The organism is Nonomuraea sp. NPDC003707, assembly GCF_053587055.1.
The window spans coordinates 586624-609097 of the sequence record NZ_JBSFNK010000001.1; the positions used below are offsets into that span (position 1 = coordinate 586624).

At 69.3% G+C, this 22474-nt stretch carries 25 protein-coding genes; 11 read left to right on the forward strand and 14 right to left on the reverse strand.

All coding sequences use genetic code 11. From position 1 onward, the window contains the following. Positions 1-21 precede the first annotated feature (21 nt). Positions 22-777 (forward strand): neutral zinc metallopeptidase, encoded by a 756-nt coding sequence (locus tag ACWDRB_RS02725; RefSeq protein ID WP_350722789.1) that lies wholly within the window; start codon positions 22-24, stop codon positions 775-777. Positions 778-784: 7 nt separating this feature from the next. On the opposite strand, the gene ACWDRB_RS02730 is transcribed toward ACWDRB_RS02725, so the two are convergent. From ACWDRB_RS02730 to ACWDRB_RS02755, 6 genes are all read right to left on the reverse strand, one after another. Further along, positions 785-1990, reverse strand: coding sequence for an ROK family transcriptional regulator (locus ACWDRB_RS02730; protein ID WP_350722790.1), 1206 nt, complete (start codon positions 1988-1990; stop codon positions 785-787). 35 nt (positions 1991-2025) lie between these two features. After that, positions 2026-3288, reverse strand: a complete 1263-nt coding sequence (locus tag ACWDRB_RS02735) for a sugar ABC transporter permease (protein WP_363965870.1) — start codon at positions 3286-3288, stop codon at positions 2026-2028. Then, complete coding sequence (locus tag ACWDRB_RS02740) at positions 3285-4049, reverse strand: ATP-binding cassette domain-containing protein (protein ID WP_350722794.1); 765 nt, start codon at positions 4047-4049, stop codon at positions 3285-3287. Before ACWDRB_RS02740 ends, ACWDRB_RS02735 begins: the two co-directional genes overlap by 4 nt. Before the next feature lie 50 nt (positions 4050-4099). Continuing rightward, entirely contained in the window at positions 4100-5221 is a 1122-nt protein-coding gene (locus ACWDRB_RS02745) for a sugar ABC transporter substrate-binding protein (RefSeq protein WP_449891584.1), read from the reverse strand. A 352-nt stretch (positions 5222-5573) separates the two neighbouring features. Continuing rightward, entirely contained in the window at positions 5574-5780 is a 207-nt protein-coding gene (locus tag ACWDRB_RS02750; RefSeq protein ID WP_350722797.1) for a 4-oxalocrotonate tautomerase family protein, read from the reverse strand. A 71-nt stretch (positions 5781-5851) separates the two neighbouring features. After that, complete coding sequence (locus ACWDRB_RS02755) at positions 5852-6586, reverse strand: SDR family oxidoreductase (protein WP_449891585.1); 735 nt, start codon at positions 6584-6586, stop codon at positions 5852-5854. 102 nt (positions 6587-6688) lie between these two features. Here ACWDRB_RS02755 and ACWDRB_RS02760 point away from each other — a divergent pair, with 102 nt between their 5' ends. Both ACWDRB_RS02760 and ACWDRB_RS02765 read left to right on the forward strand, forming a co-directional pair. Next, a complete protein-coding gene (locus tag ACWDRB_RS02760) occupies positions 6689-7393 on the forward strand; it encodes a TetR/AcrR family transcriptional regulator (RefSeq protein ID WP_449891587.1) in 705 nt (234 codons plus the stop codon). A gap of 123 nt (positions 7394-7516) precedes the next feature. After that, positions 7517-7684 carry a hypothetical protein gene (locus ACWDRB_RS02765; protein WP_449891588.1) on the forward strand — a complete coding sequence of 56 codons (168 nt, stop codon included), beginning with the start codon at positions 7517-7519 and terminating at the stop codon, positions 7682-7684. Between the two features lie 41 nt (positions 7685-7725). Here the strand turns inward: ACWDRB_RS02765 and ACWDRB_RS02770 are convergent, their stop codons facing one another. Next, on the reverse strand, positions 7726-8460 hold the full coding sequence (locus ACWDRB_RS02770; RefSeq protein WP_449891589.1) for a sulfite exporter TauE/SafE family protein: 735 nt from the start codon (positions 8458-8460) through the stop codon (positions 7726-7728). A gap of 197 nt (positions 8461-8657) precedes the next feature. Here ACWDRB_RS02770 and ACWDRB_RS02775 point away from each other — a divergent pair, with 197 nt between their 5' ends. From ACWDRB_RS02775 to ACWDRB_RS02785, 3 genes are all read left to right on the forward strand, one after another. Further along, positions 8658-8888 (forward strand): hypothetical protein, encoded by a 231-nt coding sequence (locus tag ACWDRB_RS02775; RefSeq protein WP_449891590.1) that lies wholly within the window; start codon positions 8658-8660, stop codon positions 8886-8888. Beyond that, on the forward strand, positions 8869-9204 hold the full coding sequence (locus ACWDRB_RS02780; RefSeq protein ID WP_449891591.1) for a type II toxin-antitoxin system PemK/MazF family toxin: 336 nt from the start codon (positions 8869-8871) through the stop codon (positions 9202-9204). The genes ACWDRB_RS02775 and ACWDRB_RS02780 overlap by 20 nt, the downstream gene beginning before the upstream one ends. A gap of 82 nt (positions 9205-9286) precedes the next feature. Continuing rightward, positions 9287-10051 (forward strand): neutral zinc metallopeptidase, encoded by a 765-nt coding sequence (locus tag ACWDRB_RS02785; RefSeq protein WP_449891592.1) that lies wholly within the window; start codon positions 9287-9289, stop codon positions 10049-10051. Here the strand turns inward: ACWDRB_RS02785 and ACWDRB_RS02790 are convergent. After that, on the reverse strand, positions 9988-10668 hold the full coding sequence (locus tag ACWDRB_RS02790) for a TetR/AcrR family transcriptional regulator C-terminal domain-containing protein (RefSeq protein ID WP_449891593.1): 681 nt from the start codon (positions 10666-10668) through the stop codon (positions 9988-9990). The genes ACWDRB_RS02785 and ACWDRB_RS02790 overlap by 64 nt on opposite strands. 70 nt (positions 10669-10738) lie before the next feature. Here ACWDRB_RS02790 and ACWDRB_RS02795 point away from each other — a divergent pair, with 70 nt between their 5' ends. Then, positions 10739-11656 (forward strand): ATP-binding cassette domain-containing protein, encoded by a 918-nt coding sequence (locus ACWDRB_RS02795; protein WP_449891594.1) that lies wholly within the window; start codon positions 10739-10741, stop codon positions 11654-11656. 15 nt (positions 11657-11671) lie between these two features. Further along, complete coding sequence (locus ACWDRB_RS02800) at positions 11672-12472, forward strand: ABC transporter permease (protein ID WP_449891595.1); 801 nt, start codon at positions 11672-11674, stop codon at positions 12470-12472. A 165-nt stretch (positions 12473-12637) separates the two neighbouring features. Here ACWDRB_RS02800 and acnA read toward each other — a convergent pair whose 3' ends face one another. Next, positions 12638-15367: an aconitate hydratase AcnA gene (acnA, locus tag ACWDRB_RS02805; protein WP_449891596.1), complete on the reverse strand. Its 2730-nt coding sequence runs from the start codon at positions 15365-15367 to the stop codon at positions 12638-12640. A gap of 147 nt (positions 15368-15514) precedes the next feature. After that, the gene (locus tag ACWDRB_RS02810) at positions 15515-16243 is read right to left on the reverse strand and encodes a metal-dependent hydrolase (RefSeq protein ID WP_350722815.1); all 729 of its coding nucleotides are present in this window, start codon (positions 16241-16243) and stop codon (positions 15515-15517) included. 428 nt (positions 16244-16671) lie between these two features. Between ACWDRB_RS02810 and ACWDRB_RS02815 the strand changes: the two genes are divergently transcribed. From ACWDRB_RS02815 to ACWDRB_RS02825, 3 genes are all read left to right on the forward strand, one after another. Next, positions 16672-17400 (forward strand): PadR family transcriptional regulator, encoded by a 729-nt coding sequence (locus ACWDRB_RS02815; RefSeq protein ID WP_449891598.1) that lies wholly within the window; start codon positions 16672-16674, stop codon positions 17398-17400. A 32-nt stretch (positions 17401-17432) separates the two neighbouring features. Continuing rightward, positions 17433-17987: a DUF1707 SHOCT-like domain-containing protein gene (locus ACWDRB_RS02820; protein ID WP_449891600.1), complete on the forward strand. Its 555-nt coding sequence runs from the start codon at positions 17433-17435 to the stop codon at positions 17985-17987. Between the two features lie 87 nt (positions 17988-18074). After that, positions 18075-18755, forward strand: a complete 681-nt coding sequence (locus ACWDRB_RS02825) for a DUF6879 family protein (protein WP_449891601.1) — start codon at positions 18075-18077, stop codon at positions 18753-18755. Between the two features lie 18 nt (positions 18756-18773). Here the strand turns inward: ACWDRB_RS02825 and ACWDRB_RS02830 are convergent, their stop codons facing one another. From ACWDRB_RS02830 to ACWDRB_RS02845, 4 genes are read right to left on the reverse strand one after another with little or no spacing between them, the layout of a single operon-like run. Further along, entirely contained in the window at positions 18774-19649 is an 876-nt protein-coding gene (locus ACWDRB_RS02830; protein WP_449891602.1) for an ABC transporter ATP-binding protein, read from the reverse strand. After that, entirely contained in the window at positions 19649-20590 is a 942-nt protein-coding gene (locus tag ACWDRB_RS02835) for an ABC transporter ATP-binding protein (RefSeq protein ID WP_449891603.1), read from the reverse strand. The genes ACWDRB_RS02830 and ACWDRB_RS02835 overlap by 1 nt, the downstream gene beginning before the upstream one ends. Next, positions 20587-21471 carry an ABC transporter permease gene (locus ACWDRB_RS02840; RefSeq protein ID WP_185077827.1) on the reverse strand — a complete coding sequence of 295 codons (885 nt, stop codon included), beginning with the start codon at positions 21469-21471 and terminating at the stop codon, positions 20587-20589. The genes ACWDRB_RS02835 and ACWDRB_RS02840 overlap by 4 nt, the downstream gene beginning before the upstream one ends. Further along, positions 21468-22463, reverse strand: a complete 996-nt coding sequence (locus tag ACWDRB_RS02845) for an ABC transporter permease (protein ID WP_355194426.1) — start codon at positions 22461-22463, stop codon at positions 21468-21470. Before ACWDRB_RS02845 ends, ACWDRB_RS02840 begins: the two co-directional genes overlap by 4 nt. Between the last annotated feature and the right edge of the window lie 11 nt (positions 22464-22474).

Below are 22474 nucleotides of genomic sequence, written 5' to 3' on the forward strand. Positions count from 1 at the left end.
ACTCCTCTAAGATCCGCGATCGTGCGCATATCCCTCTTAGCGGGCATGGTCGCGGGTCTCCTGCTGTTCTCCGGGCATTTTTCTGGGCCGGCCTGGGCGGCGTCGCGTATCGCGCAGGCCGGCCTTCTGGGAGAGATGGGCGGGGACGTGGTCGCGCAGACCTGCGAGGTCCCGGAGATCCGTCCGGGCAGCGTCGCCTCGCTCAAGACGTTCTACCGGGCGATGGCCGGATGCGCCGACCGCTTCTGGGCCGGGCGGTTCGCGCAGGCCCGGCTGCCGTACGCGCCGCCCGAGGTCACGATCACGACGGGGAGCGACTCCGTCTGCGGGGAGATCACCAGCAACGGCGCGCAGTACTGCCCCGAGCAGCGCACGATCGCCATCCGCATCATGAAGCACGACCTGCGCGACCCCTTCAGGATGAACATCGCGCACTCCGTCGCCCACGAGTGGGGACACCACGTGCAGCAGCTCATCGGGGTGCTGGACGCGCAGAACGCGCTGTCCTGGCAGGCGTCCGGCAGCGCGCGGACCCTGCTGAGCCACCGGCTGGAGATGCAGGCCGAGTGCTTCGCCGGCGTCCTGTACAGCGCCACGCTGAAGTCGATCAGGCCGGGGATCGAGTGGGACGACTGGATCGACGCGGTGCGCAGGGCCGACGAGAGCGAGATCCACGGCAAGCCCCGCAACCTCGCCTTCTGGCAGGAGCGCGGCTACCGCGGCGGGGCCACGGGCTTCTGCAACACCTGGACGGCCGCCAAGTCGAAGGTCGGCTGACGGAGGTCTAGGCGGTGGCGCGGGCGAGGACCTCCAGGGGGTCGGCGAGGACGTTGGCGAAGGCCAGCTCGGCCGCGCCCACCAGCGGTGCGGCGTCCTTGAGCGACGCCGTGCGCAGCCGCAGCCGCTCCCGTTGCGGCGCCATCGCGTGCAGCGCGAGCTGGGAACGCACCCGCGCGGCGGACCCCAGGTAGATCTCCCGGAGGATGCCCCCGAAGATGACCATCTCGGGGTTGAAGATGTTGACCAGGTTGGCCACGCCGAGGCCGAGCCAGTCGCCGACCTTCTTGAGCGCGTCCTGCGCCTCGATGTCGCCCCGGTCGGCGGCCTCCACCACGGCGCGCACCGCGTCGCGTCCGTGCTGACCGGGGCCGATGCGGCCCGCGGCCTCCAGCAGCGCCCGCTCCCCCACCTCCGCCTCCAGGCACCCGTGGGACCCGCAGCCGCAGGCGCGCCCGCCGGGGTTGACGACCATGTGGCCGACCTCGCCGCCGTAGCCGTCGTGGCCGCCGAGCAGATGGCCGCCCGCGATGATGCCGCCGCCGATGCCCACGTCGCCGTGCAGGTAGATGAGGTCCCTGACGGCGGCGCCGACGCCACGGCTGTGCTCGGCGAGGGCGGCCAGGTTGGCGTCGTTGCCCACGCTGACCGGCAGCCCGAGGCCGAGCCGGCGGCCCAGCTCCTCGCCGAACGGGATCTCCTCGGCCAGCAGGTTGGGCGAGAACCGCACCACGCCGTCGGCCTTGCGCACGCCGCCGGACACGGCCGCCGCCGCGCCCACGCAGACGGTGTCGTCCCTGGTCTTGCGCCGCATCTGCCGGGCGAAGCCGGACAGCACCCCGGTCAGCTCGTCCAGCTCGAACTTGCCGCGCTCGCGGGTCGTCTCACGGCGGTCGAGGATCACCCCGCCCAGACCCACGCGGGCCACCGCCAGCCGGTCGGGGCCCACGTCGAACGCGAACACGTAGACCCGGGCCGACTCCGGCCGCACCACGAGCGAGGGCCGTCCCGCGCGGCCCGTCTCGCGGGGCAGCTCCTCGCGCACCAGCCCGGCCGCGGTGAGGTCCGAGGTCAGCGCCATGATCGTGCTGCGGTTGAGCCCCATCCTCGAGGTCAGCTCGGCGCGCGAGATCGGCCCGCCCAGATGGACATGGCGAAGCAGCGCGCCGAGATTGTGGCGCCTGATGTCCTCTTGGGAAGGGCCGGCACGCATCGTCTGGTATTCCTTCGGGGGCTGAGAGTCGCTGATCACCTTAGACCAGCGGCCGACGCCCGTTTGCGGGCCAGGGCGTCGACGCCCGCGGCGAGCAGCAGGACGGACCCCGTGACCAGGTACTTCACACTGGCCCCATACCCCATCAGACCCATGCCGTTCTCGATGACCGCCACCACGGCGCCGCCGAGCACGGCGTCCAGCACCCTGCCCTTGCCGCCGAACAGGCTCGTGCCGCCGATGACCGCCGCGCCGACCGCGTACAGCAGGACGGAGCTTCCGCCCGTGTTCGGGTCGACCGAGCTGGCCCTGGACGCGGCCACGATCCCGCCGATCGCGGCCATCGAGGAGCAGATCACGAACGCGCTGATCCTGATCCGGTCGACCGGGATGCCGGCCCGGCGCGCGGCCTCGGTGTTGCCGCCGACCGCGTAGATGTGGCGTCCGAACGCGGTACGGCGCAGCACCATCGTCCACGCGACCAGCAGCACCAGGATGATCGGCACCACGATCGGCACGCCGGTGAGCGAGACCAGCGCCGGGTTGCGGCTGCGCTCAAGGTTGAGCACGTAGACCGCGAGCCCGGCCAGCACCGCCAGCGCGCCCACGCGGGCGGCGATCAGCGACATCGGGTCGGCCACCAGCCCGCGCTTGGTGCGCTTCCTGGCCCGCAGGAGCTGGACGGCGGCGTAGACCGCCACGCTGGCCGCGTAGAGCACCCAGCCCAGCCAGGGCGGCAGGTTCTTGTTGGCGATGGCGACGATCATGCTGTCGCGGATGGAGATGTTCGTGCCCTCCTGGACCAGCACCAGGACCAGGCCCTGGAAGGCGAGGAAGGCGGCCAGCGTGACCACGAACGACGGGATCCCGACCTTGGCGACGAGCGTGCCGAGCACCGTGCCGATGATCACGCCGGTGACGATGGCGGCCAGCGCGCACACGTACCAGGGCAGGCCCAGGCTGGTGAGCGTGACGGCCAGCACCGCCGCGCACACGCCGCTGGCGAAGCCGGCGGACAGGTCGATCTCGCCGAGCAGCAGCACGAACACCAGGCCCATCGCGATCAGCGTGATCGCGGCGCCCTGGGTGAAGAGGTTGGCGAAGTTGATCGAGGTGACGAAGGCGGGGCGGGCGACGGCGAAGACCGTGCAGAGCACGACCAGCCCCAGCACGGCGGGCAGCGCGCCCATGTCGCCGCCGCGTACCCGCTCGACGTAGGCGAGGAAGCTGTTGCCGATCGACGGCGACTGCGTCGCGGCGACGATGGCCTCGCCCGGGAGTTCTTTGACCTTGCTCATGGGGTGACCCCGTTCTTGAGGCCGAGTTCCCCGCTGCGGCCTGAGGTGATCAGTTCGACGACCTGGGCGTGCGTCAAGTCGGCGGTCTTGACCTGGGCGGCCATCCTGCCGAGGTAGAGCGCCGCGATCCGGTCGGAGACGGCGAAGACGTCGTTCATGTTGTGCGAGATGAGCACGACGGCCAGGCCGGTGTCGGCCAGCCTGCGCACCAGCTCCAGCACCTGCGCGGTCTGGGCCACGCCCAGCGCCGCGGTCGGCTCGTCGAGGATGACGACCTTGCTGTTCCACAGCACGGCCTTGGCGATGGCCACGGTCTGCCGCTGCCCGCCGGACAGGCTGGAGACCTGCTGCCGGATGGACTTCACCGTGCGTACGGACAGGCCGCTGAGGGTCTTCTCGGCCAGTTCCTCCATGCTGTCCTCGTCGAGCAGGAGCCCGTTCTTGCGCTCCCTGCCGAGGAACATGTTCTGGACGATGTCGAGGTTGTCGCACAGGGCCAGGTCCTGGTACACGATCTCGATCCCGAGCTCGCCCGCGTCGCGTGGGCTGTGGACGTGCACCTGCCGGCCGTCGAACAGGATCTCGCCGGCGTCGATCGGATAGATGCCGCCGATGCACTTGACCAGGGTCGACTTGCCCGCGCCGTTGTCTCCGACCAGGGCCGTCACCTCGCCGGCGTACGCCTCGAACTCGACCTTGTGCAGCACCTTCACCGGGCCGAAGCTCTTGTCGATCCCGCGCACTTCAAGGAGGGGGGTCATGGGGCTCCCTAAAAGGGGGCACGACCGGTCCGGCCGCGCCCCCTTTGGTCTTATTGAATACCTGCCTCGGTGCACTTCTTGGCGAAGTCACCCGTGCACAGTTCCTCCTTGGTCACGTAACCGTCGGCCACCACGTCCTTGACGTTGTCGAGGTAGATGGCCTGCGGCTCAAGGAGCTCGGAGGGGACGTCCTGACCGCTCTCGACGTCCTTGACGCTGCCGCTCGCCGTGGGCTTCTCGCCCTTGGCCAGCGCCACCGCGAGCTTGGCCCCGGCGTCGGCCTCCTTCTTGACGGCCTTGTAGACGGTCATGCACTGGTCGCCGGCGAGGATGTTCTGCAGGCCCTGGACGGTGGCGTCCTGGCCGGTTACCGGCACCTTGCCGTTGAGGTTCTGCTTCTTCAGCACGGTGATGGCGGCGTTGCCGAGGCCGTCGTTCGCGGCCAGCACGCCCGCGATCTTCGGCTGCTGGGTGAGCATCTGCTCGAAGATCGTGCCGGCCTGGGTGTTGTCCCAGTCGGGCACGGCCTGGTCGGGGCCCTTGACGTACTCGCCGGAGTCGAACTTGGGCTTGAGCACCCCGTCGTACCCCTGCTTGAACAGGGTGGCGTTGTTGTCCGTCGGCGAGCCGTTCAGGTAGGCCACGATGGGCTTGCCGGCCTTCTTGTCGGTCAGGCACTTGCTCAGGCCCTCGCCCTGCAGGGTGCCGACCTTGGTGTTGTCGAAACTGACGTAGTAGGCGGCGCCGCCGCCGAGCGTCAGCCGGTCGTAGTCGATCGTGGCCACGCCCTGGGACTTGGCCTTGTCGATGACCGCCTTGCCGCTGCCGCTGTCCAGGTTCACGATCATGAGGACGGTGGCGCCGTTGGTGATCATCTGGTCGGCGATGGTCTGGAACGCCGTCTTGTCGTTCTGTGCGTTCTGGATGTCGTACTGGACACCGGCGGCCTTGAACGCCTCTTCGAGGTATTTGCGGTCCGCCGTCTCCCACCGGGCCGAGGACTTGCTGTCCGGCAGGATGACGCCGATCTTCCCGGCCTTCGCCGCTGAGGCCGTGGCCGACGCGGTCGACGAGGTCGACGTCGTGTTCTGACCGCTGTTGCCCCCGCAGGCGGTGAGACCGAGGGCGAGCGTGGCTGCCGCGGCGGTCAGGCTGAGGATCCCCTTGCGCATGGTGCAGGGTCCTTTCTTCCGGAGGCGCCCGGATGAATGTTGTTTGCGGCAACGTATTCCGGGATGGCCTGCTTTGGAAGACCCTGTGGGCCGGGAGTTTGTTGTTTCGGGTAACAATCCAGAAACGTCACCGGAATCTTCGGGGGCTCCGGTCCTGTGACCGAGCGCGGTGCCGGGCGGGACGATCCCGTCGATCCGGTCGAGCAGATCGTCGGTGAGCGTGACGTCGAAGCCGGCGAGAAGGTCGTCGAGGGCGGGCAGCGGCAAGACCGGCGGCCATGGAAGGGGCGGTCCCGCCGGGCCTCGGGACTGGGCCGGGCCGGGTGGGATGCCCGGCCCGGCCCCGGACGGGTCAGCTTCGGCCGAGCATTTCAGCGGTGAGGATATTGCCGCCCAGGCCCCAGCCGCCGTCCGGAACCTCCTCCAGGAGGACCAGGGTGGTGGCGCGGGCTCGTTCTCCGTAGACGTCGGCGTAGGCGTCGGTGACGGCGTCGATGAGCTTCTTCTTGGACTCGGGGGTCAGGGTGTCGGCGGGCACCTTGAGGTTGGCGAACGGCATGCCGGTTTCCTTTCGTGGCGGGAATTCAGAGGGTTGGTAGAACTCGGCACGGAGGCGGTGGGCGGCGGTCGTCAGATGATCCCGCCGTTCGCGCGTACGACCTGCCCGTTGACCCAGTGCCCCGCCGGGCTCGTCAGGAAGGCGACGACCTCGGCGATGTCCTCGGGGGTGCCGAGCCGCTCCAGCGGCGGCTGCTTGGCGAGCCGCTCGACGGTGGCCTCGTCCTTGCCGTCGAGGAACAGTTCGGTGGCGGTCGGGCCGGGCGCGACCGCGTTGACCGTGATGTCCCGCCCTCGCAGCTCGCGGGCGAGCACGAGCGTCATCGCCTCGACGGCCCCCTTGCCGGCGGCGTACGCCCCGTAGTTCGGGAACTGCAGACCGACCACGGAGGTGGAAAGGGAGACGATCGCGCCACCGGCGCGCACGCGACGCGCGGCCTCCCGCGCCATGACGAAGGCGCCGCGAATGTTGGTGCGGTGCAGGGCGTCCAGGTCGTCGAGGTCGAGTTCGGCGATGGGGGACAGCGACAGCCGCCCCGCCGAGTTGACGACCACATCGACCCCGCCGAAGGCCTTCTCCACCGTGTCGAACATCGCCGCGACGGCGCGCTCGTCCGCCACGTCGGCCTGAACCGGGATCGCCCGGCCGCCGGACGCCGTGATCTTCTCGACCACCTGCGCCGCGGCGGAGGCCGACCCTTGGAACCCCACCGCGACCGAGCAGCCTCGCGCCGCCAGCGCCATCGCGATCGCCTTGCCTATCCCGCGAGAGCCGCCGGTGACGACGGCAACATGCTGATCACTCACGGAAGCTCCTTATCTTCGATACGGTTTTTCCATATCGGCGCTACGGAATGACCGTAGCACAGATCCGTATCACTGCTATCGACTGGCAGTAGCATTGATTCCATGGCAGCGACAGACCCGCTTCGCACGGCGATGATCGAAGCCGCGGTGCGGCAACTGGCGACGTCCGCTAAGCACGAGATCGCCACGCGCGCGGTCTGCGAGGCGGTCGGCGTGAGCCAGCCCGTGCTCTACCGGTTGTTCGGTGACAAGCACGGGCTTCTCGACGCCGTCGCCGACCACGGGTACGAGCGGTACGCCGCGATCAAGACCGCTCAGGAGCAGACGCACGACCCGGTCGCCGATCTGCACGCCGGCTGGGACGGTCACATGGCGTTCGCGAAGGAGAACCCGGCCCTCTACCAGCTCATGTTCACTCCCCGGCCGTGGTCCCACTCAACGGCGCGAGATCGCGTGATGGACCTGCTGGTGGCGGCTCTCACCCGGTGCGCGGCGGCGGGCGCGTTGACGGTCGCGCCGCGGACCGCCGCTCAGCTCATCCTGTCGGCGAACGTCGGGACCGCCCTCGACCACATCTCCAGACCGGCCCTGTTCGACGACCCCGCACTGTCCCACCGCATGCGAGACGCCGTATTTTCGTACGTACTCACCGAAACGACCGCTCACAACGACGCCGACCCCGTGCGCGCCGCCGCACTACGCCTTCACGCGCAACTCGATCTCGTCGGGACCGAGGCCCTCGAACCGGCCGAGACCGCCCTCCTGCGGCGATGGCTCGAACGCATCACGCAACCTCATGACCCATGAGTTGCGCCGTTACGTCCCGTCGCTCAGATCGATGCGGGCGGAGGCTCGTCGGCCGGGAGCGGCAGTGCCACGATGCGAAGGACCCGTCATGACCTCCTCGATTCTCAAGCCGGCCGATGAGATGTGGGCCGGCCGGCGCGAGCCGGCCACCATGCCGACCGCGCACTGGAGCTGTCACGCGCCGGCGAATACCGGCCGGCCTGCCACCTCGCCCAGCTCGCCGGCGACGCCGCCCCGGAGGACAGGGCCGTCCACACCGCCCGCGCCGAGGTCAAGCGGCCGGCGAGTTGAATCCGTCACATCCCCCATCCACCGCTCACAGCCTCACGGTCTCAGGCGAGCTGCGCGATCACGTTCTGCGCGATCAGCGCCAAGGCGGAGGCGGCGGCCACCCCGAGCACGGCCACCCGCACCTTGCCGCCGTCGAGATACCTCCGCAGCGGCCCCGACACCAGGAAGCCGAGCACCATCGGCATGATCAGGATCGCCCCCGTCGCCAGCGCCCGGGCCGGGAGCTCGTCCACGACGGCGAGGATGACCAGCGACTGGGCGGCGCTCAGGAAGAAGAACATCGCCAGCGTCGCCCTGATCTGCGGCCCCTTGGCGTGCTGGTACACCAGCCCCATGGGCGGCCCGCCGATGCCCGTCGCCGTCCCCGTGATCCCGGAGACGAACCCGGCGGAGGCAAGCGTCACCCCGTTGCGCGGCACGCTCAACGCCCTGGCCGTCAGGGCCACCGCGATGAGCACCATGACGGCGACGAAGACGCCTCTGGTGTATGCGGAAACGTAGACAACGATGACAGCACCGATGACGCTTCCGGGCAGCCTCCCCAGCACCGCGAACCCGAGCCCGCGCCAGTCCACCATCCGCCATTCGGCGGCCAGCGTGAACAGCGGGAGCGTCACGTTGACGACCTGGATGGTGCCCGGCATGAGGTCGGGGGCGAGCATGGTGAGCACGGGAGCGGCGACCAGCCCGAGGCCGAAACCCACGCCACCTTGGACAATCGCCCCGACAAAGACCGCCAAACTGCCAATAATCAGCACCAACGCCACATCAGTCATGGTGCGAGTCAATCACCTTTACTCTCTGTTGCCATTCCGGCCGCGAGAGTGACCAAGCGGGTGTAGCGTCCTTCTCACGACGCCGACGTAGTGTCTGGAGCATGGCCATGAGATCTAAAGCTGCTGGGACATCGATACGCGTCAGCTTCAAGACCCGAGACCGACTAGCCGCAATCGCCCGACAGGAGGGCCGAGCCATGACCGAGGTGCTGAACGACGCCATCGCCGACTACGAACAGAAGCTGTTCTGGGAAACGCTCGACGAGCAGGTCGAGCGGACCCAGCGCGAAGACCCCGAGGGCTGGGCTGACTACCTCGCCGAGCGCGAGGCCTGGTTGGGGCCACGGCCACGCTCCCGCCGGATCGCGCCCGAGTGGGAGGGACTGATCACATTCCCCGAGGAGAAGAATGAAACTAACCCAAGGTGAGATCTGGTTCACGCAGTTCGACCACCATCCGGTCGGCCGCGAGCAAGGCTTTGACCGCCCAGCCATGATCCTCAGCAGCGACCGGTTCAACCGATCGAAGCTGGGGCTCGTCTTCGCGGTGCCGCTGACCAGCCGCGAGCGTGGATATCCCTCGCATATCCGCATCGACTGGAAGGGCACTGGGCTAACCAGGACCAGTTGGGCGATGATCGAGCAGGTGCGCGCGATCTCGCCCGACAGGTTCGACTTCTTCATCGGCAACGTGCCCGACGACGTCGTCGCGGCAGCGGTCAGCGCGCTCAACCGGATGCTGTGAATTTTGCCGCCCGGCGAAATAGTGGTTCGCCGGGTGGCACCTCCATCGTGCCACATCGCCGCTGATCGTTAAGCTGCCCTCCGTGCAGTCCCTCCCGCTCACGCGCGCCCTCGCCCTCGTCGCGGTCCTCGCGGCCGTCTGCGTGCCCGCTCAGATCGCCCACGCCGCCCCCGTCACCAGCCCGTTCGCCAAGAAGGCCGGGAAGCTGCGTGACACCGCCTGTCCCGAGACGGCGATCACGTACGGGGGGATCCCGCGGGCCCGGCAGTACCTCGCAGCAGTCGTGAAATGTCTGGACACGTCGTGGGGTGCTTACTTCGGGCGGGCCGGATGGGCGTTCGGCAAGCCCGTCGTGCGGTACTACGAGGAGCCCGAGAGCACCGTGTGCGGGGTGCCGTGGCCCGAGCAGGCGGCGGCCTTCTACTGCATGGAGCGCGGCACCCTGGTGTTCCCCCTCACCGGCCGGTGGATCGAGGACAGGACCGATCTCTATCCGTTCAAGGTGGCCGCCCACGAGTACGGGCACCACCTGCAGAGCCGGCTCGGCGTCTGGCGGCAGTACAAGGCGAAGATCCCGGCCGACCGCCAGGGCGAGCTGAAGCGGCGCTTCGAGCTGCAGGCCGACTGCCTGTCCGGGGTGTTCCTCGGCAGCGTGTGGGGGTCGCTGCGGCGCGGAAAGGACGACTGGGCGGCGCTGCTCGACGCCACCCGGGCCAGCGGCGACGAGGACGGCTACCGCAGCCACGGCAAGGGCGCCACCCGCGTCTACTGGCTCCAGCGCGGCTACCGCGCCGTCTCCCCCTCCGCCTGCGACACCTGGTCCGCGCCCGCCGCCAAGGTGTCCTGAGCCTTCAGGCGCAGCCCCATCCCGTCGAGGATCAGCTGCAGCCCGCCCTCGAACGACAGGTCGCCCTGCGGGTCGCCCACCTCCGCCAGGCCCGCCATGAGCCGCGGATAGGCCGCCTGGAACTCCTCCATGTCCGGCATGCCGCGCTCCTCGTCCGTACGCGTCCGGTCGGCCTGCTCCTCCAGCACGAAGCCGGCCACGTATCCGCTCACCGTGAACAGCCCCCGCGCCGCGTCCCCGGCGCCGAACCCCGCCGCCTCCAGCCCCGCCAGCGCCCGCTCCACCACGGCGAACAGCTCCGACGACGGCCGCGTGCCCGCCACCAGCTTGGCCCCGTCGCGATAGGAGTTGAGCATCGCGCGGTCGGCGCGCGCGTAGCCGGCGACCCACTCCCGCCACTTTCCCGGCTCCGTCAGCGTGGGGCGGGACGTGTGCGCGGACATCATCGCCGCCGCCATCGCGTCCAGCAGTTCCTGCTTGTTCTTGAAGTGCCAGTAGAGGGCCGGGGCCTGCACGCCCAGCTCGCCCGCGAGCCGGCGCAGCGTCAGCCCGTCGAGCCCGACCTCGTCCAGGAGCCGTAGCGCGGTCGCGACGATGGTGCTTTTTTCGAGTGCCACGGTTGACAGCTTAACAACGTTCAATGCATCCTTAACGCTGTTAGATTTAACGCTGTTAAGGGGGGTCTTCATGATCCACGCGGAAGGATTACGGAAGCGGTACGCGGCCACCGAAGCGCTCAAGGGCATCGACCTCGACGTCCCGGCCGGCACCGTCTGCGGCCTGCTGGGGCCGAACGGGGCGGGCAAGACCACCGCCGTACGCATCCTCGCCACGCTCCTGCGCCCCGACGCCGGCCACGCCGAGGTCGCCGGGCTGGACGTCGTGCGCGACGCGGCCCCGCTGCGCTTCCGCATCGGCCTGGCCGGGCAGCACGCGGCCGTCGACGAGCTACTGACCGGGCGGCGCAACCTGGAGTTGTTCGGGCGGCTCTACCACCTGAGCAGGGCCGAGGCGCGGCGCAGGGCGGTCGAGCTGCTGGAGCGGTTCGAGCTGGCCGAGGCGGGACAGCGGCCGGTCAAGGAGTATTCGGGGGGCATGCGGCGCCGGCTCGACCTGGCGGCGAGCCTGATCGTGTCGCCTCCGGTGCTGTTCATGGACGAGCCGACCACCGGGCTCGACCCGCGCAGCCGGATGCAGCTCTGGGAGCTGATGCTCGACCTGGTGAAGGAGGGCACGACCCTGCTGCTGACCACCCAGTACCTGGACGAGGCCGACCGGCTCGCGGACCAGATCGTGGTGCTGAGGGAGGGCGTGGTGGCCGCGGCGGGGTCACCGGCCGAGCTGAAGAGGCAGATCGGCGGCGACCGGGTCCAGATCGTCTTCCGGGAGCCGGGGGACGTGGACGCGGGGCTGCGGCTGCTGCGCGCCGCCGGAGCCCCGGAGATCGAGAGCGCCGAGGGACGGCAGGTGACCGTCCCCGCGGCCGACGGCGCGCAGTCGCTCGTCCGCATCGCCGGCGCGCTGGACGCGGCCGGCATCCCCGTGGAGGACCTGGCGCTGCGGCGGCCGACTCTCGACGAGGTCTTCCTCCACCTGACGGCCTGAGAAGGAGCCGGAGAGATGTACGAGACGCTGCGCTGGACCCTGAACGACTCCCTCACCATCGCCGGCCGCACCTACTCGCGGCTGAAGGCCCAGCCGGGCGAGATCGCGGGATTCCTGGTGTTCCCCGTGATCATGACCGTGCTGTTCGGCTACGTCTTCGGCAGCGCGATCACCCTGCCGGGCGGCGGCGACTACCGCGACTACCTCATGCCCGGCATCTTCATGCAGGTCATGGCCATGACGGCCACCTCTGCCGCCACCACCGTGGCCGAGGACATGGCCCGCGGGATCACCGACAGGTTCCGCGCCCAGCCCATCGCCCGCAGCGCCGTGCTGGTCGGGCGGAGCGTGGCCGCCCTGTCGCTGCACCTGCTGTCGCTGTCCGCCATGGTGCTGACCGGAGTGCTGCTGGCCGGGTGGCGGGCGCACGGGAGCCTGGGGGCGACGGCGGGGGCGTTCGGGCTGCTGGCGCTGTTCGGGTTCGCGATGATCTGGATGGGCACGTACATCGGCCTGTGGGTCAAGAGCGGCGGACAGGCGGACGCGGCCACATTCGGCTGGCTGATGCCGATGACGTTCCTGGCCAACACGTTCGTCCCCACCGAGGGGCTGCCGGCCTGGCTCAAGCCCGTCACCGACTGGAACCCCATGAGCGCCGTCGCGGCCGCCACCCGCGGCCTGTTCGGCAACCCCACCTCGGTCTCCTCAGCCTGGCCGCTCCAGCACCCGGTGGCCGCGACCCTGATCTGGTCGGTGGGGATCCTCGCGGTGTTCCTGCCGCTGGCCGTCCACCGCTACCGGACGATGTCCCGATGACGAAGAGCCGCCCGGCGGGGGTTGTCCCGCCGGGCGGCTCTTCTTTGTGTCGGGTGGTTCCCCCGATACGGGCGCGTGAGGATCACGCCCCACCCCCCGGCTTCAACGAGCGGCCAAGGGTTCCCGGCCCCCGCGCGGCTCATGACCGCGCGCGAGCCCGGGAAGTCACTTCGCGAGCAACGAGCGAAGAACGTACTGCATGATCCCGCCGTGCCGGTAGTAGTCGGCCTCGCCCGGCGTGTCGATGCGCACCACCGCGTCGAACTCCACCTCGCCCGCCCTGACGTGCACGGTGCTCGGGATGCCGCCGGAGTTGAGCTCCTCGACACCCGTGATGTCGAAGGTCTCCTCGCCGGTCAGCCCGAGCGACTCCGCCGTGGCGCCCTCGGGGAACTGCAGCGGGAGCACGCCCATGCCGATCAGGTTGGAGCGGTGGATGCGCTCGTACGACTCGGCGATGACCGCGCGCACGCCCAGCAGCGCCGTACCCTTGGCCGCCCAGTCGCGCGAGGAGCCGGAGCCGTACTCCTTGCCCGCCAGCACCACCAGCGGCGTCTCGGCCGCGGCGTAGTTGACCGAGGCGTCGTAGATGAACGACACCGGCCCGTCGGGCTGGGTGAAGTCGCGGGTGTAGCCGCCCTCGGTGCCCGGCGCGATCTGGTTGCGCAGGCGGATGTTGGCGAACGTGCCCCGGATCATCACCTCGTGGTTGCCGCGCCGCGAGCCGTAGGAGTTGAAGTCCTTCACCTCGACCCCGTTGGCCTGCAGATATTGCGCGGCCGGGGTGCCGGTCTTGATGGAGCCGGCCGGCGAGATGTGGTCGGTGGTGACCGAGTCGCCGACCTTGACCAGCACGCGGGCGCCGGCGATGTCGGTGACGGGCTCCGGCTTCGACGGCATGCCGTCGAAGTAGGGAGCCTTGCGCACGTAGGTCGAGGACGGGTCCCACTCGAACGTGTCGCCGGTCGGGATCGGCAGCGAGCGCCAGTGGTCGTCGCCCTTGAACACGTCGGCGTAGTCGCGCTCGAACATGTCACGGCCGATGGAGGAGTTGACCACCGCGGAGATCTCCTCCGGCGACGGCCAGATGTCCCTCAGGTAGACGGGCTTGCCGTCGTTGCCCAGGCCCAGCGGCTCGGTGTCGAGGTCGACGTCCATGGTCCCGGCCAGCGCGTACGCCACCACGAGCGGCGGCGAGGCCAGGTAGTTCATCTTGACGTCGGGGTTGATGCGGCCCTCGAAGTTGCGGTTGCCCGACAGCACGGCCGTGACCGCGAGGTCGTTGGCCTGCACGGCCTCGGAGATCTCGGGCGGCAGCGGGCCCGAGTTTCCGATGCAGGTGGTGCAGCCGTAGCCGACGAGGTTGAAGCCGATCTTGTCGAGGTACGGCTGGAGCCCCGAGCGCTCGAAGTAGCCGGTGACGACCTGCGAGCCGGGGGCCAGCGAGGTCTTGACCCACGGCTTGCGGGTCAGGCCCTTCTCGACGGCGTTGCGGGCCAGCAGCGCCGCGCCGAGCATGACGTACGGGTTGGAGGTGTTGGTGCACGAGGTGATCGCGGCGATCGAGACGATGCCGTGGTCGATCTCGAACGAGGTGCCGTCGGCCAGCGTGACCGCCACCGGCTTGTGCGGCCGGCCGCCGTTGGCGCGGGCGTTGGAGGCGGGCGCGTCGGAGGCCGGGAAGGTCTCCTGGCCCGCCTCGTCGACGCCGTCCTCGACGTAGTTCTGGACGTCGTGACGCCAGGTGGCCTTGGCGGCCGACAGCGCGATGCGGTCCTGCGGGCGCTTGGGGCCGGCGATGGACGGCACGACGGTGCCGAGGTCGAGCTCGATGTACTCGGAGAAGACCGGCTCGGGCGCGGACGGGTCGAGCCAGAGGCCCTGGGTCTTGGCGTACGCCTCGACCAGCGCGATCTGCTCCTCGGAGCGGCCGGTCAGGCGCAGGTAGTCGACGGTCTGGCCGTCGATCGGGAAGATCGCGCAGGTGGAGCCGAACTCGGGGCTCATGTTGCCGATCGTGGCCCGGTCGGCCAGCGGCACGGACGTGACGCCCTCGCCGTAGAACTCCACGAACTTGCCGACGACGCCGTGCTTGCGCAGGATCTCGGTGATCGTGAGCACCAGGTCGGTGGCGGTGGCCCCGGCGGGCAGCTTGCCGTTGAGCTTGAAGCCGACCACGCGCGGGATGAGCATGGAGATCGGCTGGCCGAGCATCGCGGCCTCGGCCTCGATGCCGCCGACGCCCCAGCCCAGGACGCCGATGCCGTTCTCCATGGTGGTGTGGGAGTCGGTGCCGACGCAGGTGTCGGGGTACGCCTTGCCGTCGCGGATCATCACCACGCGGGCCAGGTGCTCGATGTTGACCTGGTGGACGATGCCGGTGCCGGGCGGGACGACCTTGAACTCGTCGAAGGCCGTCTGGCCCCAGCGCAGGAACTGGTAGCGCTCGCGGTTGCGCTCGTACTCGCGCTCGACGTTGCGCTGGAAGGCGTCGGGGTGACCGAAGAAGTCGACGATGACCGAGTGGTCGATGACCATCTCGGCCGGCGCGAGCGGGTTGATGCGGGCCGCGTCGCCGCCGAGGTCGCGCACGGCCTCGCGCATGGTGGCCAGGTCGACCACGCAGGGGACGCCGGTGAAGTCCTGCATGATGACGCGCGCGGGCGTGAACTGGATCTCCACGCTCGGCGCCGCCTTCGGGTCCCAGCCACCCAGCGCCCGGATGTGGTCGGCGGTGATGTTCGCGCCGTCCTCGGTGCGGAGGAGGTTTTCCAGCAGGATCTTCAGGCTGTACGGGAGGCGTGCGGCGCCCTCGACGGCATCCAGCCGGAAAATCTCGTACGACGCGTCGCCGACGCGTAGCGTGTCACGGCTGCCGAAGCTGTTCGCGGACACGGTGATTCGCCTCCTCCATCAGACATTTTCCTCAGACCAAATCCTGCCGCACTCTTCGCACGACCAGCACGTTAGGTGACCCTAACTGGCGAGCTCCGCGGCGGATGTCTCGACGTCAAGATATCCCTAGGTTATCTCGACATCAAGTTAACCGGGTGCCAACCGCCAGAACAGCAGGCCGACGATGGCCACCGACAGGATCGGCGCGAGGATCTTCTGCTCGAACGTCTTGCCGGTCTTGATGCCGATCTTCCACGGCAGCACGAACTTGGCCCCCAGCGGCCACAGCACCGGACAGCCCCGTTCGGTCATGCAGTCGCCGACGACATGGATGAGGCACCCGATCGCCACCGCGAGCCCCAGCCAGGCGTAGCCCACGCCGAGCGAGAGGAAGACGGCGTAAAGCCCGGCGGTCAGCCCGATGTTGATCATCGCGGAACCCGCCTTGTTGCCGGGGATCCCGACGCCGATCGCCCGCAGGGCCAGGCCGATGAGCAGCACGACCATGATGTCGCGCCCGATGGGATAGGTGTTGGCCAGCCAGTGGGCCCCGAATCCGAGCGCCGCCGCGAACACCAGCGAGTGCGTCGCCCCGCGGTGGCCGCCGCTGACCCAGCTCACGGCCTTGCTGAGCGCCCATGTGACCGGCCCGAACGTCTGCGCGATCGTCGCGCTCGGATGGTCGAGGTCGGGCAGCATCGCGGCGCCCGCGCAGATGAGGGCACCGGCGATCAGCTCCGCCGGGCTGAGCGCGGTGGCCATGATTCCCGTCTCGACGAACCGGGACGACTCGTTCAGCAACGGAAGTGCGGCGAGGGGCGGCGCCAGCCCCAGCCAGGCGATGGCCCCGGTCATCGCATGCGTGTGCCCCATCATGATCCGGACTGTACGGCAAAGAAGTCCTTTACGCGCCGAGACCCGCCTGGCGGGGCCTTCACGATGACCTGGGGCCGATCCGCGACGCGTTGCTTGGCGAAAACATGGTGATACGTGGTCACGCACGGTCTTCGCGGCCGGTCAGCTCGCCTTCCCGCTCTCCCGCGCACGCGTGCGGGAAAGGAGCGGGCGCGGTCCCGAAAAGTCCCCGCAAACGCAGACGAGGCCGTCTCCGCGGCGACAGCACCCCCCAGCCCTGCCGACGCGGAACGACCTCGTCTGCTCTGGATAACGAGCCTTTCCTCAATCCTGTTCCCGGATTCCGCAACTTTTTCGTGATCTGGCTCACTCCTACACCGGCCTTGCGAACGACACACTATCGATATATCGTTGACGCATCGAGAACAGATCACGATATAGGGGGAGAAATGGATTCCGCACAGGCAGCAGGCGGGCACTGGCCCGGCGCGCACGAGTACCGGCAGGCGGCCCGTGAGGCCAAGCAGGCCGCCCGCGAGGCGTTCAGGGCCGTTTCCGAGGCCTTCGACGACATGGGTGGCCGCCGCCACCATCACGAGCACCGCCAGCGCGGCAGGCGCGGCGGTCCCGGACCGTTCCCGTTCGACTGGGGGCGCGGCCCCTGGGGCGGCCCCGGCGGGCCGTGGGGCGGCCAGCGGGGCTGGGGCGGCCGGGGCCGCAAGGCCAAGCGGGGCGACGTCCGCGCCGCGATCCTGGCCCTGCTCTCGGAGGAGCCGCGCAACGGCTACCAGATCATCCAGGAGATCGCCGAGCGCAGCGAGGGCGGCTGGAAGCCCAGCCCCGGCGCCGTCTACCCGGCGCTGCAGCAGCTCACCGACGAGGGCCTGGTGATCTCGGAGGAGAGCGAGGGCCGCAAAACCTTCCGCCTCACCGAGGCGGGGCGCAACTACATCGAGTCGCACGCGGACGAGATCCGGGCCCCGTGGGACGAGATGCGCCCCGACATCGACGACAACACCGCCGATCTCTGGCACATCGCCCGGCAGTCGGCCTTCGCCATGATGCAGGTTTTGCAGACCGGGAACGACGCACAAATCCGAGAAGCGCGTAAGACTCTTATAGAGACCCGGCGCAAGCTCTACCAGATCCTGGCGGACGACGAACCGGGCGAGGAGTGAGCGCGAGCTTCCGGAAGGATTCGGGATCAGGTATGGACTCGCACGACCTTCGCATCGGCGACGCCGAGCGTGAGCAGACGATGGCCGTCCTGCGCGAGCACTTCGCGCAGGGCCGCCTGACCCACGAGGAGCTCGACGAGCGACTCGACCAGACGCTGGCCTCGAAGACGGCCCGTGACCTGGCAAAGGTGACGGCCGACCTGCCGGGGCCGCAGCCCGCGCCCGGCTACCGCGAGCCCGCACCCCACTACGACCCCCACCATGACCCCCACCATGACATGGACGGCTGGCGGGAGGCGATGTCGGCGCACCGCCGGCAGATGCAGTCCATGCACCAGTCCCACCATGACATGCGCCACTCCATGCACCAGGCCCGCCGGGAGATGCGCCGTCAGTGGCGCGAGCAGGGCGGCAACCACCCGTGGCGGCGCCATCGCGGGCCGCATCCGTTCATGGGCGTGCTGTTCGTGTTCCTGCTGCTGGGGCTGATCTTCGGCGGGTTCGGGATCTTCAAGGTGCTCTTCGTGGTGTGGCTGGGAGCCATGGTGTTCAGCCTCATCCACCGGCGCTTCCACTACCGGCGCTGACGGTCCGCCCAGATCGTTTTGGGCCTTGACCCTGTCAGGGGCTCATTTCATGATCAGGGCGGATCTTCAGAGTCGAAGGGACGCCGCATGACCCAGCAGGGCGCTCCGGCCCGCCGCACGAACCCGTTCGCCGCCGTCGCCCCGGCCGACGGCCTCGCCCTGGACGTGCCGGAGTACCAAACCGGTTTCGACCGCGACCACGCGATCTGCCCCGAGCCGATGTGGAAGCTGGAGCGCGCCCAGCACTTCTACGAGCCAGACGTGGCGAGCTGGCGGGCCATGATGGACGGCGACTGGGAGCGTTCGCTGGCCCTGACCGCGCACATGGCGGCGACCGTGGCCGACTATTTCCGGCACCGCGTCCCGGTCAAGCGGGTGCGGGTCGTCGAGTTCCCGATCACCTCGTACCTGCAGTGGGAGATGCACATCCTGGCCTTACGCGCCAGGGCCGGCTCCCCGTGCCGGGTGGTGCCGGCCGAGCGGGTGGCGGGGCTCGACCCGATGCCGGAGCTGGTGATCTTCTCTCCGTCCCTGATGTACGAAGTGCTGTACGACCGGTACGGCGGGGGCATGGGCGGGCGGCGGATCACCGATCCCGCGGTCGTGGGGCCATGCCTGCGGATGGTCCAGGAGCTGTTCGCCGAGGGGGAGAACGTGCTCGACTTCCACGAGCGGGAGATCGTGCCGCTGCCGCCGCCGCAGGTCACCGACGAGATGCGCGCCGCGCTGCCCGCCTACGCGCACCGTACCGAGGAGTTCCGGGTCTGAGCGCCCCCTTCACATTTCTCAGCAGGCCGGGAGGCGGGCGCACGCCACGAGATGGCCGGGTTCGGTCTCCAGCAGCGCTCCCGTGCCGCCGCGCTCGTGGTAGAGGCAGGTTTCCACGGGCGTGGCGTCGTCCCAGGCCTGGTGCAGGCGCGGCACGGCGGACAGCAGCTCGCGGGTGTACGGGTGCAGCGGATCGCCGAAGACCTTGTCCGTCAGCCCCATCTCGACCACGCTCCCCTGGCGCAGCACCACCGTGCGCTCGGCGAGGTAGTTGCCAAGCGAGAGGTCGTGCGTGATGTAGAGCACGCCGAGGCCCCGGGTCTTCAGCTCGGCGAGCAGGTTGAGCACGTCGATGCGGGTGGAGGCGTCCAGCATGCTGGTGATCTCGTCGGCCACCAGCAGCTTGATGTCCAGCAGCAGCGCGCGGGCGATGAGCAGGCGCTGGAGCTGGCCGCCGCTGAGCTGGTGCGGATACTTGCCGAGCACCTGGTCGGGGTTGAGCCGCACGTCGCGCAGGCACGCCGCGACCCGTCCGGCCCACTCGGCCGCCGGGACGGACGGGTGGTACGCCTCCTTGACCAGGTCGAACACCCGGTCGGCCTTGAACACCGGGTTGAACGAGCTGAACGGGTCCTGGAAGATGCCCTGGATGTGGCGGTAGTACTCCTTGCCGCCGCGCACGGGCCGCCCGTCGAAGGTGATCGTGCCGCTGGTGACCGGGTTCAGGCCGAGGATCATCCGGCCGATCGTGCTCTTGCCGCTGCCGCTCTCCCCGATGAGGGAGACGACCTCGCCGGGCACGACCTCGAAGCTCACGTTCCGTACGGCCGCGACGCTCTTGCCGCCGAACGCGCCGATCCTGAATTCCTTGGTGACGTCGTCGAGTTTCAGCATCAGGCCTTCCAGCAGGCGACGTGATGGTCGGCGGCGAGCTCGACCACGGGCGGTTCCTCGGCGCACTCGTCCCCCGCGATCGGGCAGCGGTCGCGGAAGCGGCAGCCGGCGGGCGGGTCCAGCAGCGACGGCGGGCTGCCGGCGATGCCCTCCAGCCTGCGGTCGGCGTAGCGGACCCCGACCTCGGGCAGGGAGTCGAGCAGCAGCTTCGTGTACGGGTGGCGGGGCGCCTTGACGATCACGTCGGCGGGCGCCTTCTCGGCCAGCTTGCCCGCGTACATGACCATGATCGTGTCGGCGATGTGGTGGGTGAGCGCGATGTCGTGGGTGACGAAGATCATGCTCTTGACGTAGCCGCTCTCGCGGAAGCCGAGCAGCGCGCGGGCGACGGCCTTCTGGGTGGAGACGTCGAGCGCGGAGGTGACCTCGTCGGCGATCAGCAGGGACGGGTCGAGCAGCGTCGAGATGACCATCACCATGCGCTGCTTCATGCCGCCGGACAGCTCGATCGGGTAGCGGTCGAGCACCTCGCGGGGCAGGCCGACCTGGTCCATCCGGCGTTCCAGCTCGGCCGCGTCCACCTCCGCGCCCCTCGACCTGAGCAGCTCGCCGACCATCCTGCGGATCTTGCGGGTGGGGTTGAGCGCGCTCATGGCGTACTGCGGGATGAGGGAGACCTCCTTGAAGCGGAAGTCGTTCATCCCGCGGTCGTCGGCGATGGGCAGCTCTCGGCCGTCGAGCACGACCCGGCCGCCGACGTGGCGCATGCGGCCGTCCATGCGGATGAGGCTCTTGCCCAGCGTGCTCTTGCCGCAGCCGGACTCGCCGACCAGGCCGAGGATCTCGCCGTCCGACAGCCCGAAGGACATGCCGTCGAGGGCGCGCACCTCGCCCCTGAGCGTGCGGTAGTGCACCCTCAGCTCGCTGACCTGCAGGCTCATGTCTCCCTCAGTTTCGGGTTGAAGACCTCGTCGAGGCCGACGTTGGCCACGTACAGGGCGCCCACGATGGCGGTGATGGCCGCGCCCGGCGGCACGAACCACCACCACATGCCGAGCTGGAGCGCGCTCCACTGGTTGGCGTTCTGCAGCATCAGGCCGAGCGAGACCCCCTCGGTCGGGCCGAGGCCGATGAAGTCGAGCGAGGAGGCGATGAGGATCGAGCCGCCGAACAGCAGGATGAAGGTCATGAACAGGTAGGAGCTCATGTTCGGCGCGATCTCCCTGGTGATGATCTTCCAGGTGCTCGCGCCGCTCATCCTGGCCAGGTCCACGAATTCCCTCGTACGCAGCGAGAACGTCTGTGCCCTGATCGCCCGCGCCGCCCACGGCCACTGCGTCAGGCCGATGAACAGGCCCTGCACGGCCACGCTCCTGATCCCCAGGTACGCGTTGATGATCAGCAGCACGGCCAGGGTCGGGATGACGAGGATGACGTTGGTCAGCATGTTGAGCACCTCGTCGACGATGCCGCCGCGGTAGCCGGCCACGAACCCGACGAGCATGCCGATGGCCGCCGCGATGCCGCCGCCGACCACGCCCACGGCGAAGGTGCTGCGCAGGCCGTGCACGAACTGCAGGAAGATGTCCTGGCCGAACGTGGTGGTGCCGAGCCAGTGCCCGGCCGAGGGCGGGCTCATGGGCTGGGGGCCGTACTCGTTGGGCGTGCCGCCGGTCAGCACCGGCCCGATCAGGCCGAGCAGGAGCAGCGCCAGCACGAGGCCGAAGCCGAACATCAGCTTGCCGTTGCGCACGGCGAAGTAGAGCGCCTCGCGCCGGACCCCGGCGCGCTCGCGCGGGGCGACTTCCTGGAGTGCCGTCATGCCCGCGCACCCGCCATTCCCGCCCTGGTACGCGGATCGACCACGACGTAGACGATGTCGATGATGAAGTTGGCGATCAGCACGCCGAGCACGATGAACAGGAACGTGCCCTGGAGCAGGAAGAAGTCCTTGTTCTTGATGGCGTTGAGAATCAGGCTGCCCAGGCCCGGGTAGGCGAAGACGATCTCGGTGACCAGGGCTCCGGCCACGATCACGCCGAGTTGCAGGGCCAGGCCGGTGATCTGGGGCAGGACGGCGTTACGGAAGGCGTACCTGCGGATGAGCCTGGCCGGCGCGCCGAGCGCGGCCAGGTAGTTGGAGTAGTCGGACTCCAGCTCATAGATGATCATGTTGCGCATGCCGATGGCCCAGCCGCCCAGCGCCACCAGGAACAGCGACAGGAACGGCAGCGTCCAGTGGTGCAGCAGGTCGAGCAGGAACGCCCACGACCAGTTGGGCCGCATCGAGAAGCTGTAGCCGCCGGCCACCGGGAACAGTCCGGCGATCACGCCGAGCGCCCAGGCCAGGAGCACGGCCAGCCACATGTACGGCATCGCGGTCAGGACGTACCCGACCGGGAGCACGGTGTTGTCGAGCAGCTTGCGCCGGGCCGCGTACGCGCCGAACCAGTTGCCCACCACCCAGCTCAGCAGCACCGACGGGATGATCAGCGCCAGCGTGTACGGCACCGCGCTCATGATCACGGAGCTGACGGGGGAAGGGAACAGCCAGATGCTGATCCCGAAGTCGCCCCTGAACAGCGCGGCCCAGAAGTTGAGATACTGCGTGATCAGCGGCTGGTCGAAGCCGAAGAGGTTGCTGTAGTAGACCCGCATCGCCTCCGCGGCGGCGGGCTGGGTGACGTTGGCCCTGGCCACCATGCTCGCCACCGGGTCGCCGGGCATGAAACGCGGGATCAGCCAGTTGACGGTGACAGCGACGAAGAAGGTCAGCCCGTATATGAGCAGTTTTCTGCCGAAATATCGACGCACGTGATGCTTTC